Annotated in this window: 13 protein-coding genes; all 13 read right to left on the bottom strand. The window is 42.3% G+C overall.

Going from position 1 to position 15,232, the window contains the following annotated elements; all coding sequences use genetic code 11:
- Positions 1–246 precede the first annotated feature (246 nt).
- Entirely contained in the window at positions 247–1,914 is a 1,668-nt protein-coding gene (locus EDM58_RS19805; protein WP_122914848.1) for a WG repeat-containing protein, read from the bottom strand.
- Between the two features lie 70 nt (positions 1,915–1,984).
- Positions 1,985–2,671 (bottom strand): alanine--tRNA ligase-related protein, encoded by a 687-nt coding sequence (locus tag EDM58_RS19800; protein WP_122914847.1) that lies wholly within the window; start codon positions 2,669–2,671, stop codon positions 1,985–1,987.
- Positions 2,672–2,788: 117 nt separating this feature from the next.
- Positions 2,789–3,814, bottom strand: coding sequence for an NADPH dehydrogenase NamA (namA, locus tag EDM58_RS19795; RefSeq protein ID WP_425455631.1), 1,026 nt, complete (start codon positions 3,812–3,814; stop codon positions 2,789–2,791).
- 61 nt (positions 3,815–3,875) lie between these two features.
- The gene (locus EDM58_RS19790) at positions 3,876–4,814 is read right to left on the bottom strand and encodes an ArsR/SmtB family transcription factor (RefSeq protein ID WP_122914845.1); all 939 of its coding nucleotides are present in this window, start codon (positions 4,812–4,814) and stop codon (positions 3,876–3,878) included.
- The gene (locus tag EDM58_RS19785) at positions 4,798–5,637 is read right to left on the bottom strand and encodes a DNA alkylation repair protein (RefSeq protein ID WP_122914844.1); all 840 of its coding nucleotides are present in this window, start codon (positions 5,635–5,637) and stop codon (positions 4,798–4,800) included. Before EDM58_RS19785 ends, EDM58_RS19790 begins: the two co-directional genes overlap by 17 nt.
- Before the next feature lie 9 nt (positions 5,638–5,646).
- Positions 5,647–7,074 (bottom strand): pyridoxal phosphate-dependent decarboxylase family protein, encoded by a 1,428-nt coding sequence (locus EDM58_RS19780; protein WP_122914843.1) that lies wholly within the window; start codon positions 7,072–7,074, stop codon positions 5,647–5,649.
- A gap of 415 nt (positions 7,075–7,489) precedes the next feature.
- Positions 7,490–8,134 carry a hypothetical protein gene (locus tag EDM58_RS19775; protein ID WP_122914842.1) on the bottom strand — a complete coding sequence of 215 codons (645 nt, stop codon included), beginning with the start codon at positions 8,132–8,134 and terminating at the stop codon, positions 7,490–7,492.
- 3 nt (positions 8,135–8,137) lie between these two features.
- Entirely contained in the window at positions 8,138–9,013 is an 876-nt protein-coding gene (locus EDM58_RS19770) for an ABC transporter ATP-binding protein (protein ID WP_246000891.1), read from the bottom strand.
- Positions 9,014–9,015: 2 nt separating this feature from the next.
- Complete coding sequence (locus EDM58_RS19765; RefSeq protein WP_122914841.1) at positions 9,016–11,118, bottom strand: ABC transporter permease; 2,103 nt, start codon at positions 11,116–11,118, stop codon at positions 9,016–9,018.
- A gap of 218 nt (positions 11,119–11,336) precedes the next feature.
- A complete protein-coding gene (gene argH / locus EDM58_RS19760; protein WP_122914840.1) occupies positions 11,337–12,758 on the bottom strand; it encodes an argininosuccinate lyase in 1,422 nt (473 codons plus the stop codon).
- A 24-nt stretch (positions 12,759–12,782) separates the two neighbouring features.
- Complete coding sequence (locus tag EDM58_RS19755) at positions 12,783–13,511, bottom strand: amino acid ABC transporter ATP-binding protein (protein WP_122914839.1); 729 nt, start codon at positions 13,509–13,511, stop codon at positions 12,783–12,785.
- Between the two features lie 35 nt (positions 13,512–13,546).
- Positions 13,547–14,206: an amino acid ABC transporter permease gene (locus EDM58_RS19750; RefSeq protein ID WP_023555480.1), complete on the bottom strand. Its 660-nt coding sequence runs from the start codon at positions 14,204–14,206 to the stop codon at positions 13,547–13,549.
- 104 nt (positions 14,207–14,310) lie between these two features.
- The gene (locus tag EDM58_RS19745; RefSeq protein WP_023555479.1) at positions 14,311–15,138 is read right to left on the bottom strand and encodes a transporter substrate-binding domain-containing protein; all 828 of its coding nucleotides are present in this window, start codon (positions 15,136–15,138) and stop codon (positions 14,311–14,313) included.
- Positions 15,139–15,232 lie beyond the last annotated feature (94 nt).

Here is a 15,232-nt window from a genome sequence, read left to right as displayed (position 1 = left end):
AAAACTACTTGACGGTTACAAGCTATCAGTCGATTCATGGTCTCAGTCCTCCAGATAAGGAAAGTGGATCGCTTTTAATTGCGGTAATATTTCGACAACTATTTTTCAATTCCTTTTGGGTTGAGGCCATTAATTATTGGCGACGAGCATCAATCACGCGGGGAACGGATTGCGAGGGCGCATAGCGGACAAAAATACCACCTTCATCAGGTGGTTAGATTGTAGACTATCCCGATCCCTTACTACCTACGGCAATGTAAAGTCAGGATCTTGCCTCCAGATAATTGCCCCGCTTTTATCAATATAAGCAGCTGTAGATCTCGTTCCGTTTGAGATCATGTTATACGCCAATCCATTTTTAAAGGGCCCAAAAACAGGAAATTTCTCCCCGCCTATGATATAGGGGATGTTTATTAATTGCCATTCATTCCTTTTATTGATATAACCAGATTTTTCGCCAATTTTTACTGAAGACCAGCCTTCTGAAAATGGAGTAGCGTAATCATATATTGGCTCGATTACCCAGTCTCCTTTGTAATCTATATAGCCAAACTTGATACCGTTGTTTGTTTTGATACCAACCGCAGCCACTCCTTCAGAAAACTCAGTTGCAATGGATAATGTTGCTGAAATCACTAATTTACCTTTTGAATCGACGTAACCCCAATTCTCTTGATCAACCTGTACCGCCGCTAATCCCTCTGAAAAGGGAGATACATGGAAAAAGGTTGTAGTTGAGACCTGATTTCCATTTGTATCTGTGAACAAATATTCTCCTTGAGCATCTTCCTTACCCCTTAATATCCGCATGATTCCGTCGTAATAGCTAACAAGTTGACGGGACACATCGTAATCAACGGAAGCAACTAATTTTCCATTACGATCAATGATCCCTTGGGTAACAGTAGGTTTTCCTGGCTCGATGTACTCAACTTTGGCGTAACCCTGTGAAAACTCGCTCGCCCCTACATACTTTGGTGGAATGACTACCTGACCACTCTCATTTATATACCCGAATAAGTGAGGATGTTTGGCAGTGGGTAATTGAACAGCTGCTAAACCCTCAGAAAACACACCCGCATTTCGATATTTTTCAGGGAAAGCAGTACTTCCATCTTTCTTTATGTAATAATATTCGTTCTCCTTACTGCTGACTAGAATGGGTTGATTTCCGTTCGGTACCATGACAGTTTTATATTTCGGTTGAGTGATTGTTTTTCCATTTCTATCGATAAGTCCAAACAATCCAGCTTTATCATTCGATTCAATAACGAACAAAGATGGGCCCTGCTTTATTAATGCTGGAGAAGGAGAAGCGGGCTTCACTTTTGCAGATGCGTAACCTTGATCATGCAAGTTTTTTAATAGCTGCATGGCCTCGATTCTTGTAACAATTGCACCCTTATCAAAGCCTTCAACCGTTGCATCTGTCTTTCCATTAGCCAATTGATGATTCAAGAGGAATTGTATGGAGTTGTCAATATCGTGATGATACCCCTGACTGGATGCTACTAGTTTTGCAACATCGCCACGAGTAATAGGCTTATCAACGATCCCCTTTTTATCTAGCCAATTTCGTTCAGTTGCTTCTCTATAATACGGCTCAGCCCAATGCTGACCAGATGTATCACTTGGTGTTGAGTTGAGATAATTTTTAACCAACAATGTAACGAATTCACTCTCTTTTATCAATTCTGTCGGCCTTATTGTATTGTCGGGGTAACCTGTCATTTTTTTATTTTCAATTCCCCATTTGATAGTCTGATATCCCCAGTAAGACGGATGCACATCCTTAAATAACAACTCACTGGATTCCAGATGAGGTTCAGCATGTACATGATTCATAATCGAAATACTGCCTGATGCCATTATCAATAGGGACAGGATACATGTACCTAGAACGTTTATTTTCATGTTTACCTCGTTATCTAATGATTGTACTTGAACCTAAGTTAGACATCGTAATGCCTCACTTTGGTAAACCTTACTGTGAGACTATCAAATAGCTCACCCTTGTATATTCCCCGCGTTTTTTTACTTTTTTCATTTTTACCTCGCCTACTTCATCGAGGGATTTTATGTGGGTACCACCACAGGGCATTTCAAATACTCCGGGAACACACATATATCGCAAAATAGCGCCATCTTTCTCTTCCCATTTTATTTCAACTTTACTACCTCCGCTGATCATCTGATTCACGATACTCTCGATCATCGCTGCCGCATGTTCTATCTCGTCATCCAGCAGATGACCCTGAAAATCAATATAAGCTGCAGTGGGGTCATGATTCCCTTTTTGCGCATTGAGTTTTGGATAGAGCTTGTTTCCCGCAAATGCGATTAAGTGACCCGCTGTGTGATAACGAGCATTGGAAACTCTTGACAACGCATGTATCCCCAAGGCTACCTCGTGTCCAATTCGCAGATTTCCGATCGTGCTGTTTCCGTAGTGAAAAACACGACCATCTCTTAGTACGACTGCGTTCACTTCAAATTCGGATGTCTTACTTTTTATTGTCCCTATATCAGAGGGCTGTCCTCCGCCTTTTGGATGAAAGATTGTTTTGTCTACTACAATATATTTCCCCTGCTCATCCTCGCCAATATCAACAATGGATGCTTTGCAAGTAAACCGATACGTATTATTGAGGTAACATAGCTCCGTCTTCATCTGTTGGACCTCCACTTATTCTACTTTCTATGCAATCAGACTCCTGCATGTTTTCCCTATATCATTCACACGCGCCCATCATCCTTAAAAGTAGACGATTGGCGTAGAGAGACTTCCTTATTTATTCCAGACATATTCGTACGATGGAGGTGCGTCAATGGATACATTCAATTCCTTTGCAGCCCTTTTCGGCCAGTAAGGATCTCGCAACAATTCTTGTCCAATGAAAATCAAATCAGCATGCCCTTCAACCAAGATCTCTTCGGCCTGCAATCCACTTGTTATCAGTCCAACCGCCGCTGTTGGAATCTGTACTTCTTTTTTCATCTGTGATGCAAAGGGAACTTGATACCCTGGACCAGGTCTTTCCGAGAAGTTGGGCGGAACAATCCAACCCGAACTGCAGTCAATCAAGTGAACCCCTTGTTCTTTCATCATGCTTCCATAAACAATATAGTCATCAATGGAACATCCTTCAGGGTGGTAATCGGTCGCTGAAATCCTGACAAATAGAGCCCCGTCCCATACTTTTTGTATTTCATGAATCACTTCTTTTAAAAATTGATACCTTTTCTCAGGATTTCCTCCATATTTATCATCCCGTTTGTTCGATAAAGGAGATAAAAATTGATTGATTAAATACCCGTGTGCAGCATGGAGCTCCAAGACATCGAATCCAGCCTGTTTTGCTCGTCTAGCAGATTCTTTAAAAGCTGCAATCACTTCATACATTTCCTCTTCCGTCATCGCTTCAGGCACGATGCTGTTCTCATCGTAAGGGATTGCAGATGGAGCCATGATCTTTCCTGGTATTTTTGATTTTCTGCCTCCATGACAAAGCTGAATCCCTATTTTGGCTCCTTGTTCGTGCACCATGTCTACAAGCTCTTTTAGGCCAGATATTTGTCCATCTTCCCAGATCCCTAGATCATCGGGATCGGTTCTCCCGGCAGGAGAAACTGCTGTCGCCTCTACCATAATGAGCCCTACCTGTCCAACAGCCCTGCTTGGGTAATGGATTTTATGCCAATTCGTAACTTTTCCATCTTCTGCCTTGCAGGCATTCATGCCCATTGGCGACATGACAATGCGGTTTTTTAGAGATACACCGCCAATCGTAATTGGTGAAAAGAGGATGCTCATGATATCGCCTCAATCTTGAACTGTATTTTTGTTAAAAAAATATCGAGCTAAAAAATCCCGACTAATGGAACACATATCTTTCTAACATCTGCTTGACGTCATCAAATACTCCAGCTCGAATTCCAAATTTATCTTGGTTGGAAAAAGGAACATGATGGATCGTGATTAAACCCGCTGTTCGCAACAAAGACAGATGATAATGCAAATTGCTTTTTGACAATTCCATTAGCTCGACCAAATCTGTAAAGCTCCTGTTTCCTGATGAAAGGATTTTCATAATACGAAGTCTTTTTTCGTCCGATAACGCCTTCACCATTCTCATCAAGCTATCTGGAGGCGTGTCATCGTTTCCTGCAAGAGCCTCAACTGGATATAGAATGATCATAAACCCTTTGTAATCATCAAATAGGACGTTCGCAGGTCTTGTATGATAGACAGGAACCAAGACCACTTCTTTCAGTTCTTCGTGTCCTTCTATGATTAACCCATTGCATAGCATTTCTATCGTTTTTTGGGGCCCGTAATGACTCAAGTAGTTATCGAATCGCTTCCGTTCCTGTAAAAGAAGTTCCTGGATCCCCAGCTCCTGGTCTTTGTAGTACTGTGTATACCATTGTGTAAAAACAGAGATGACATCGTTTTTCATTGCCCCAATTTCATTGGGAACGTTCTCAAGGCAAAATGGCGAAACCTGTTCAAATACCTCACCGGCTGTTAAGGTTTTGAGCCAATTTATAATTGCATCCACCTTTGAATTGTCTGGGCATCTCCAGATGAATAAAGCAATCAGTGGAAATGGAAGTGACAGGCTGTCCAATTCCGCTACAAAATCTTGATCCAATTCCGTCTTCACTTTCTTTACCCATTGATCGTCCAAATCGAATGTTTTCGAACATTTATAATAGGCCATTAAGCTTGACAGAAGATCATAAACGGGGCTGATATGCAGTTTTACTTGATACGGCATCGCTTCTACTTCCTCCTCATTTGTCTTGCTCAAACGAATGGTCTCCAAAATACGTAAGGTAGATTTCAGGATCACGTTTCTTTACCGATCGCATTGTGCGATTGAATGCACGTTTTACGATTTTTCTCTGATCATTTGATAAAACCCTCAGTATATTTACACAATCTCCGATATATTTGATTCCCTCGGCAGACGAAAAGATGTATATCATATTCGATCTGACATGTTCATTATCTAAAGCGATCCAACGATGCAATCTGTTCATAAGATGTTTCGGATAGTATGTTAATAAACCATCCCCGATTGCAAACGCTCCTACGTTCTTTTTGACATATTTGTCTTCATCCCATAACAAGGGCTCAATCAAATCGATAAGAAGCTCTGCATAGGCTTCATCCAATTTTCTTGCCGTATATTTTACCGCTACTGCTACAGCCCTTCTCACATTAGGTGAAGGATTTCTCGTCCAATTCATCAGCGTAGGGTAAAAGCTTTGAAAGTGATTTGTTAAAACAATGGAACAAGCACTTGCCACCCACTCTCTTACTTCCCAGTGAGGGCTATCAGCAAGTCTTGCTAAAACCGCTTTTACTTCTGAAGGATTAACCTCATAGTGAGTGGCTGTTAGTATGGCCCCTAACTCTTGGCCTGTCGGACTTTCCGAATTTGCAAGCTGAATACCGACATGGTAGATTGTCGCTGCTTGCTGTAAACCTTGGGAAATGATTTGTATAGCCTTCTCTTTTACGGATTGTTTGGGAGTGATGGCATGCTTTGTTACTTGCATATGCAAAATATCAAGCATTGCTGCAATATCGCTTCTTGCTGCAGCCTCTTCAAACCGTTCTTGCCACAATGAAATACCCTACTCTCTTTTTTCAGCATTTGATGAATCATTAGACATACTCACTTTATTTAGTGCATTCCAGATTATTTCTATATCCTGCGCGCTTGTTCTCCAATTGCTGAATGCTGCTCTGATACCAGGCCTGCCTTGATACATGGTTGGCGTCATAAATACTCGACCATCCTCCTTCAGGGTGTCTAAAAATCTTTGTACTTCTTCATAGGAAATCTTCTTATCCTTCAAAGATAGGGTAAAACATACTACATTCAGTCTGGTTGGAGCCAACAACTCAAACCTGTCACTAAGCTGAATTTTCCGCGTTAAAAGCTGCGCCAGTTCTATATTCGTGTCAACGATCTTTTGGTACCCCAAACGTCCATATGCCTTCAGAGTGAACCACGCTGGCAGAGCTCGGAAACGTCTTGAATTTTCTGGCGTGAGATGAACAAATTCGGGCTGATTCATTGAATTCCCTAAATAGGCGGCATTGTTTTGAAAGACTTCGACCTGCAAAGATTTATGTCTAGTGAATTGCATAGCGGAATCATAAGGCACATTGAGCCATTTATGAGCGTCAATGGTAACGGAATCTGCTTTATCCATTCCATTGACGAAATGAGAATAATTCGTGGAACACGCAGCAAAGCCACCAAAAGCAGCGTCCACATGGAGCCAAAAGGAAAACTCTTTCTTCAACTCACCCAATGCTCGCAGGTCATCATAATCAACGGTGTTCACTGTACCTGCGTTTGCCACAACAATACATGGCACACCTTCTTGCTCCTCCAAAAATCCTCGCAATTTATCAATATTTATTGCCTCTCTGTTTTCGATACATGGAATGAGGGTAACGTTCTGTCTACCCATCCCCAATATCGCCAAAGATTTATAGATACTCGAATGCGGTGACCCGCTCGCAATATGTATTTTTGGCAAGCGATACAATCCTTCTTGGGAAATATCAACGCCTTGTTGATGAGCGATCCATTGCCTGGCCTGCGCTAGCCCAACGAGATTCGCCATCGTTGCACCACTAACGAATGTTCCACAAAACTCCTTCGGCAGCGCAAAAAGTTCTCGGAGCATTCCAATCGTCTCCAATTCAAGCTGGCCCGCTACAGAGTCCTCAACACTCGTCACGTTTTGATCATAAATACTAACAAGCCAATCTCCTGCAACCGAGGCAGGTGTTGCTCCCCCAGTTACAAATCCTAAAAATCGCGGCCCGACACTGCCGCTTAGGCTTTTCGAATATGTAGATAGAAAATGCTCCATTACTTTCATAGTCCCCAAGCCTTCTAAGGGTAGACTCTCTTGGAAGAGGGGTTGGGGATTTACAGCAGCCGGATGAGAATCTAGGTTGTCATAGAATTGCATGGCCATATTCACTACAGAATCGAGGATTTCTTTTATTTCTTGCCGATCAACTTCGAACTTATCAGACATCGAAATTCATCTCCTTTATCGGATCGAAACAGTAAGCTTCATCCATGCAAAAGCAAATTTGACGAAGAAGTTCAAAAAATTTTGAACCGAGCACTGCAGCAAATCTATCCTTTCCATAAAAGGTTTCCTCGTATGATTATCTGAAAGAAGTTACAAACATCTTTGATGATGTATTTCGTTATTCTTGAATCGATTATTAGTTCAATTTATTTTGAACTAACTTATTGATACCATTATTTTGATGCATTTTCAATAACATTTTGTAAATTTTCCCTTAAACAATTCCAACATCACTGCCATATAAAAAATGCCCCGCTTTGTTCAAGCATGGGCATTGTCTTCCTGCAGGTCTTTGTTGTGGGCGAGCTGCATTCCTTTCAATACGGTCTGCAGACCAATCATAATTGTTTTCTATTTAAACAAAATGCCGAATTTTTAAAAATAGCATATGTGCTAAAGCCCAAAATATCGTTCCCATTAATACAGAGAATAAAGCTGGTCCCCATAAATCCGAGATCGGTAAAACGCCTTGATTAAATATAAAAATATTTACTATGGGAATCAGGGTCCCTCTTGTTAACACCTGAGTACTTGTATAGACAACCAATATCACCAAAGCCCAGCCAGACTTTAAAAATAGAACCATAGATAAAAAACCTACGCCTGCAAAAAAGAAAGATTGAGTACCCAGTTGGATTGCTAAAGGAAGTAGTATCTCTTCCGTAACCAACCATTGATCAATGATAAACAGCATGATCAGCATTAAAATAATATAGATGATGAAAAAAAATCCCACTCTGGCAAGACCTAATTTCCATCTTTTTATCGGATAGCTAAACAATGTTTCACTCCCCGGTTCTTCTACTACATCCTGAAACAAAAAAATACTCCACCAAGCTGCAAAAACAGGAAATGTTAATTCTAACGCCGGAATAATATGTGTTAAAGCATCCTGTTTCATTTTACTGTAGCTTATTAAAACCAAAACTACTATAAACGGAATATATGCATTAACACCCATTGCCTTCCAGTCGAATATAAGATTAAGTCTACCTTTCATTATTTATCCCTTCTTGTTCATCAAATATAGGTAAGCATCTTCTAACGAAGGAGTAACAAGCGAAGGTGAAAAAAGACCGGCATTCATAGGTGGTTCTTCGGAAAGAATGCGGAGACGATATATGTTATCCGTCCGATGACTAGATATAACATTACATTTTTCATACATAGAGTGGAAATCATCTTCGGATACAGAAACTTCCCATACTTTCCCTTGAGCTATCTTCCCTAAGGTATGGATGTCTCCACTCTTTATCAATTGCCCTTTATGCAAAATGGCAGCCTTATCACAGGTCGCTTCTATATCTTCCACAATGTGTGTGGAAATAATGACAATGGTTTCCCTTCCTAATTGCCGCAATAGTCTTCGAAATCGAATCCGCTCCTCTGGATCTAGCCCTGCTGTCGGTTCATCTACTACAATAATTTTGGGATCACCTAAAATAGCCTGTGCAATTCCAAGACGTCTTACCATTCCACCAGAAAGCTTACCAATTTTTTTATCTCTTTGATCAGATAAATTTACTTTTTCAATTACTGAATCAACCGCTTTGTCGTTATTTGATTGAATTCCCTTTAACTTCGCAATATGTTGTAATGCTTCACGTACTTTAATCTGCTTATATAAATAAAATTTTTGCGGCAGATATCCAATTATATTTCGTATTTTATGAGGCTCATTCCAATTTAGATTGCCAAAACGAATTTCTCCGGAAGAAGCCGATAATAATGTTGTTAATATCCGCATCAATGTAGTTTTACCTGCTCCATTGGGCCCCAGCAATCCGAACATTCCAAATTCAATTTCAAGAGATACATTTTGCAAAGCGATGTGTTTGCCATAATTCTTCGATACTCCAGACAATATAAGAGTTTCCACTTTCAAACCCTCCTATCAAACATTTCTAGTATATCGTTTTCATTCATTGGTTCATTCTGATCAAGCCTATCTAACCAATTTTGAAAAAAAGCTCGAAGGAGTTTTTCGTTATGTTTGTTATTGTCAATAAATCTGATAATCTCTTCCGTAACGAAAGCTTTTTGCTTATATTTCGCTTTTGTCTCTTCTCTGCTTGTTGGAATGGTTTTATAGAACTTTAGATGTTGTTTCATTAAGGGTATCTCATTATTGAAGTTAGACTTATCTCTTAGGCTATACCAGTAACTGTAGGATTCGAGGAATAAGGTTTGCATTTCCATCTTTTGATTTACAATGTTGGAACTTCTAATCATGGAGGACAGGACAGACGGAACAAGAAATAATTCATTGTGTAAAAGGTCGCCATTATTGTACATTTGGTTGACTCCAATAATCATATGGTCGTCAAGACTCCAAATATTTAATGGAAATGTCATTGATTCATTAGGGATCGAGAGTAAATAAACGGTCGAGATATCAGAAAATCTTTGCATAGAAAAATCAGATTGAATGTTATTTCTTATCACTTCTACTTTGTCTACATATTCCGGAACGGTATGAATCATTTTATAAAGGGATATCGGATAAACGATTTTCGTTTTACGAATTGTCGTTTCTGTTAGCATCCCACTCACAATGGTTAAGCCATTTGGGACTTTTCCACTCCATACTCCCTCTCCTTTTATCGAGAGGTTTGTATGCAATGGTTCCGGTCCAGAATAACGTAAAACGTATTCAGTTGAATGATTGGGTAATAGCGGATAACGCCTTAATTGCAATCCTTCTGCTGTCATTGCTTGATAGGAACCCGCAATAGGCAACCAAGGAAAATAACTCGGGAGCATCACGGCTTGTTCATTTGCAAAATAATATTGAGAACTGGTTCCCTCATAGTTGATAATGATTGTCTGCAGTTTTTCAGCCGGTAAGAGTTCGGGGAATATAACTTTGACTTGATCCCCCATTTGATGAAAGATCAAATCTGTATTATTTTCTGTTGTAACACTTTGTACCTTTAATTGATGATAAAGAGTAAATACAAGATGATTGGTTTCTTTTAAGGGCTTTACTTTCATTTTTGTCCGAACCTTGAGATTACGAAAAGATTTTACATCTATTTCGTACGATTCGATTACACTATCCATATTTTTGAAATTTGCTTTCGTGTTCATTGTGTAGTAGTTAAGATCATATTTTCGTACTGAATCTACTTCAATACCTGTCTTTACTACCTGTTCTTCTTGTAAAAATAAATATATGAAAGGAAACATTGCTATGAAAAACCCGGGCAATAATAGTAATCCCCACTTCGGGAATCTTTGATAATTGATTTGGATTGTCCGGAGTGAAAACAAGAAAACAACAGTAATCAGCCATAACCCTTTTTGCAACCAACGGTGAATTTCCATAGGTAATCCGTATACTGGATCAAAAGGTGAATTTGGATCAGTCTGACCTAGGTTTAAGAAACCCATAATTGGTGTTAAATCTGTATGCAAAAGTGCCATAACATTTTCTGTGATAGGTACATTAAGTGGTCCCATCAATAGTGCTGCCAGTATCAATATGGGATAAACGATTCTAGAATTTTGATAGGTTCCTACCATCATTCCTATGATTCCTGCAATGAAAAAGGGTATTGCCCAATATAAAGTCAGGTAAGGAATAGACTTCCAATAAAAAATAAAAGGTATCTCAAAAATATAGTAAAGCAAATACAATATCAGTACAGATAGGAAAATAAATAGAACAATTGCTGATAATAACGCTAAGCATTTTCCGAATAATTTCCCACTATATCCGTTGGGTATTACGTAAAACATTTCATCCGAAGAAGACAGAACCTCGCTTCGTATAAGGTAAAGTCCAAATATCATGCTAACAAACAGTCCACCTTGGACAATAAAGGCTGTTGAAATTAATGCTCCCCCTGGATCATCTGTGACCACTCTACTATAAAATTGAATTCCAACCATTGTTAAAGACAGTAATAGAGTTGCCCATGTCCATACATTACGAAAAAGGATTAGTAGCTCTATTTTCCAACAAGATATGATCTTTTCCATGAAATACACTCCTGTAGAAAATATTTTGAGTTTTACCTTATTTTGTCATAATATGTAGTTTGTTTCATTTTAGATTATATGAAATACTTCTTCTTGGTAAAAATCACCCTTTTTTTAGAGGGCTAAATTACCAAAAAGCTACAAGTTTTTCCCCAACTATCTCTGGGCATAAAAAAAATGCCCCGCTTTGTTCAAGCGTGGGCATTATATCTTCCTATTCAGTACCGAACTTCTTCCTTCTGCAAAGCCTCTTCCGTCCACTTTTCCAGCTCCGCAATACAAACCTTGGCCTTACGGATACTCTGCTCCACTTGCTTGCTGCCTGTTCCACCCAGTACATCGCGCGCATCCACAACCGTACGGATGTCGATCGTCTGGTAGAGATCCCCCTCAAAGCTAGCGCTGTGCTGCTTGTACTCCTCTAGCGTAAGATCAGCCAGGTATTTGCCATTGGAAATGCAATACAGCACCAGCTTTCCGATCACTTCATGCGCCTGACGGAACGGCATGCCTTTGCGCACCAGATAATCGGCCAGATCGGTAGCGTTGGAGAAATCCTCTTTCAGTGCCTGAGCTACACGGTCCTTGCGCACTTCCATCGTCCGGATCATTCCAGCAAACAGCTGCAAGGAGCCTTTTAGCGTATCCACTGTATCAAACAGACCTTCCTTGTCTTCCTGCAGATCCTTGTTGTAGGCGAGCGGCAAGCCTTTCAATACGGTCAACAGACCAATCAGATTGCCATAGACGCGTCCTGTTTTCCCACGCAGCAGTTCCGCCACATCCGGATTCTTTTTCTGCGGCATGATCGAGGAGCCTGTACAGTAGGCATCATCCAGCTCCACAAAGCCAAATTCTGTGGAGGACCATAGCACCATCTCTTCACAAAAACGAGATAGATGCATCATTACAAGCGATGCGGCACTCTGGAATTCCAGAATAAAGTCCCGATCGCTGACGGCGTCCATCGAATTCTCATAAATTCGCGCAAACCCCAGCTCTGCTGCCACCATTTCGCGATCGATTGGGAACGTGGTACCAGCCAGAGCTCCGGCACCAAGCGGCAGTGAATCAATCCGCTTCAACCCATCCTGCAAACGCTCCACATCACGGGAGAACATCCCGAAGTATGCGAGCAGATGATGCGCCAGCAGCACTGGCTGAGCCCGCTGCAAATGGGTATAGCCCGGAATCATCACGTCAAAATTCTTCTCTGCAGTCTCAACCAGCGCATCCAGCAGGTCGACCAAGTGAGCAATGATTTGTTTTGACTCCCGGCGCAAATAGAGATGCAGGTCGGTTGCCACCTGATCATTTCGAGATCGTCCCGTGTGCAGCTTGCCGCCAACCGGTCCGATTTTCTCGATCAGAACCTTTTCAATATTCATATGGACATCTTCATTCTCGACATTGAAGACAAACGTCCCCGCTTTTACTTCCTGCAAAATGCTGCGCAAGCCTTCGCTGATCTTGTCGGCATCCTCCTGCGGGATAATGCCGCATGCACCCAGCATCTTCACGTGAGCCAGCGAGCCGCGGATATCGTCATGAGCCAGCTTTTGATCAAAACCGATCGAGGCCGTGAACTCCTCCACGAGCTTGTCCGTTTGTTTGGTAAAACGTCCGCCCCACAATTTCATCTATGTTCACTCCTGATTATTCGTCTAGTGATTCAGCACCTTGCCCAAGAAATCCTGTGCCCGATCCGTCTTCGGATTGCTGAAAAACTCCGCAGGCGGTGCCACCTCGACAATCCTTCCCTCCGCCATAAAGACGATTTGATTGCAGATTTCCTTGGCAAAGCCCATCTCGTGCGTGACAACTGCCATGGTCATCCCCGTACCTGCCAGCTTGCGGATTGCGTCTAATACTTCCTTTACCATTTCCGGATCAAGCGCCGAGGTAGGCTCGTCAAACAACATAACCTTTGGATCCATCGCCAATGCGCGGGCAATCGCGACCCGTTGCTGCTGTCCACCCGATAGCTGCCCTGGATAGGAGGCGAATTTCTCCCCCAAACCAAGGCTGGCAAGAAGCTCTTTTCCTTTTTCCTCTGCTTCCTTTTTGCCAATCCCTTTTACATTGATAGGAGCAACAGTTACGTTTTCCAGCGCGGTCAGATGCGGGTACAGGTTAAACGACTGAAACACGAAGCCGATATCGGCTCTCAGCTTGTTGATATCTGTTTTTTTCTCGTGTACGGAGGTCCCATCTACGAGAATCTCGCCCGCCTGAATGTCCTCCAACGCATTGATCGTCCGGATCAGCGTGCTTTTTCCCGCACCGCTCGGGCCGATCAAGGCGAACACCTGCGATTGCGGAATTTCCAGATTGATATCATGAAGTACTTTTACCGTTCCAAAGCTTTTCGTCACATTCTTAATCGAAATCATGTCGGTATGATTCCTCCTTTCGTCACGATAACCTGCTATTCATGCACGCGGTATTTCCGTTCCAAATAACGGACGATTTGAGAGAGAGAAAAGGTGATGCAAAAATAGACAGCTGCGATGAAGGTCCAGATTTCAAGCACGCGGAAGGTGGTCGCCACCAGATTGTTCCCCACGAGACTCAAGTCCACGACGGAAATGACCGAGGCGAGCGAAGAATCCTTGATCAGGATGATAAACTGGGATGCAAGCGGAGGCAGCACCTTGCGGAAAGCCTGCGGAAGAATCACAAGGCGCATAGCCTGCACGTAGCTCATTCCCGAAGAACGGGCAGCTTCCATTTGTCCGCGCGGAACGGATTGAATACCGGCACGAATAATTTCTGCCACAAATGCGCCCGAGAAGATAGCCAAGCCAAGTACAGCAGCCCAGAACGAATCGATGCGCAAGAATCTCCCCAGTACAAAGAAAATCCACAGCAGCAACACGAGAAGAGGAATCCCGCGAATCAATTCCACATATGCAGTGGCGATAAAGGAAAGAATCCGATTCCGGGAAATGCGGCACAAGCCTGCCACAATTCCGATTGGAAGACTAAAGATGAGCGCCATCGCTGAGATTTTCAGCGTTATCAGCAGCCCTTCCCAGAAAAGAGGAAGATTGTCCGCAATCACGCCCCATTCCATTTGGTAACCCATGAATGTACCCCCATTTCCTTGGTATTTTCCAAAACATACAATAAGAGAGGAAGAGCCATAATGGACCCTTCCCGCCCTGTAAGAGATGCTAGTTCATTTTTCCGCTACTCTTTCTTTTCTACTTCGCTTCTCCAATCACTGGAGTGGAACCATTTTTCAATGGAAGCTTGATCTTCCAGACTGCCTTTGTAGGAAGCGAGGAAGGAATTAATCCAGAGGACCGTTTCCACGTCGTTGAGCGGAACCGCAATTCCCAGATTGTCAGTAGAAATCAAGTCGTAAATCCCTCTTGTCTGGAAAGAAGGGTTTTGCTCATATTCACGAACAACCACTTCCTCTGTGACAACACCATCTGCTTGTCCCTGATTCATTGCCATTGCAGCCGCAGGGACGCCTTCGAAATCCAGTACTTTGGCTTGCTTGAAAATTTGCTTCGCTAACAGCGCACCTGTAGTCCCTTGGGAAACGGCGATCTTTTTATCAGGCTTGTCCAGATCTTGCCAGGACTGGGTAGTCGTGTCCGTTTTCGGCACCATGAATACCTGTCCTGTCGAATAGTACGGGTTGGAGAAGCTGACAGAAAGCGCGCGATCGCCGCGAATGGTCATCGCCGAAACCGCCATGTCGATATCGCCAGTTTGCAGGGCTGGAATCAACCCGCTGAATTTCATTTGCTTAAATTCCACTTCAACGCCAAGCGCTTTGCCCAATGCCGTCATCATGTCGATGTCATACCCGATAAAGTTGCCCTGCTTGTCCTTCATCTCAAACGGCATATAGGCTGAACCTGTACCCACCACAAGCTTCTTCTTGTCTTTTACCTTCTGAATGGTCGATGGCGCCTTTTGTTCCGGTCCGGCACCGGCTTGTTGCGAACAACCTGTTACGGCCATAAGAAGAAAGGATAACATCACGATTATTGCCTTTTTCATCAAACGCTTCCCCCTTAGTAATCTTGTGTATGTCCAACTTCTACACGCCAAAAATTGGCACTACGAAAGCTGTCACCGCTGTTGAACCCGAGAT

This window comes from Brevibacillus panacihumi (assembly GCF_003710985.1).
Taxonomy (GTDB): domain Bacteria; phylum Bacillota; class Bacilli; order Brevibacillales; family Brevibacillaceae; genus Brevibacillus; species Brevibacillus panacihumi.
Note: the sequence above shows the minus strand (reverse complement) of the source record. Positions and strands in the feature narration are given on the sequence as shown.

Excerpts from the sequence above, each read along its gene's own strand:
- EDM58_RS19805 (WP_122914848.1), bottom strand. The coding sequence starts at position 1,914 with ATGAAAATAAACGTTCTAGGTACATGTATCCTGTCCCTATTGATAATG.
- EDM58_RS19800 (WP_122914847.1), bottom strand. The coding sequence starts at position 2,671 with ATGAAGACGGAGCTATGTTACCTCAATAATACGTATCGGTTTACTTGC.
- namA (WP_425455631.1), bottom strand. The coding sequence starts at position 3,814 with ATGAGCATCCTCTTTTCACCAATTACGATTGGCGGTGTATCTCTAAAA.
- EDM58_RS19780 (WP_122914843.1), bottom strand. The coding sequence starts at position 7,074 with ATGTCTGATAAGTTCGAAGTTGATCGGCAAGAAATAAAAGAAATCCTC.
- EDM58_RS19775 (WP_122914842.1), bottom strand. The coding sequence starts at position 8,134 with ATGAAAGGTAGACTTAATCTTATATTCGACTGGAAGGCAATGGGTGTT.
- EDM58_RS19765 (WP_122914841.1), bottom strand. The coding sequence starts at position 11,118 with ATGGAAAAGATCATATCTTGTTGGAAAATAGAGCTACTAATCCTTTTT.
- argH (WP_122914840.1), bottom strand. The coding sequence starts at position 12,758 with ATGAAATTGTGGGGCGGACGTTTTACCAAACAAACGGACAAGCTCGTG.
- EDM58_RS19755 (WP_122914839.1), bottom strand. The coding sequence starts at position 13,511 with ATGATTTCGATTAAGAATGTGACGAAAAGCTTTGGAACGGTAAAAGTA.
- EDM58_RS19750 (WP_023555480.1), bottom strand. The coding sequence starts at position 14,206 with ATGGGTTACCAAATGGAATGGGGCGTGATTGCGGACAATCTTCCTCTT.
- EDM58_RS19745 (WP_023555479.1), bottom strand. The coding sequence starts at position 15,138 with ATGAAAAAGGCAATAATCGTGATGTTATCCTTTCTTCTTATGGCCGTA.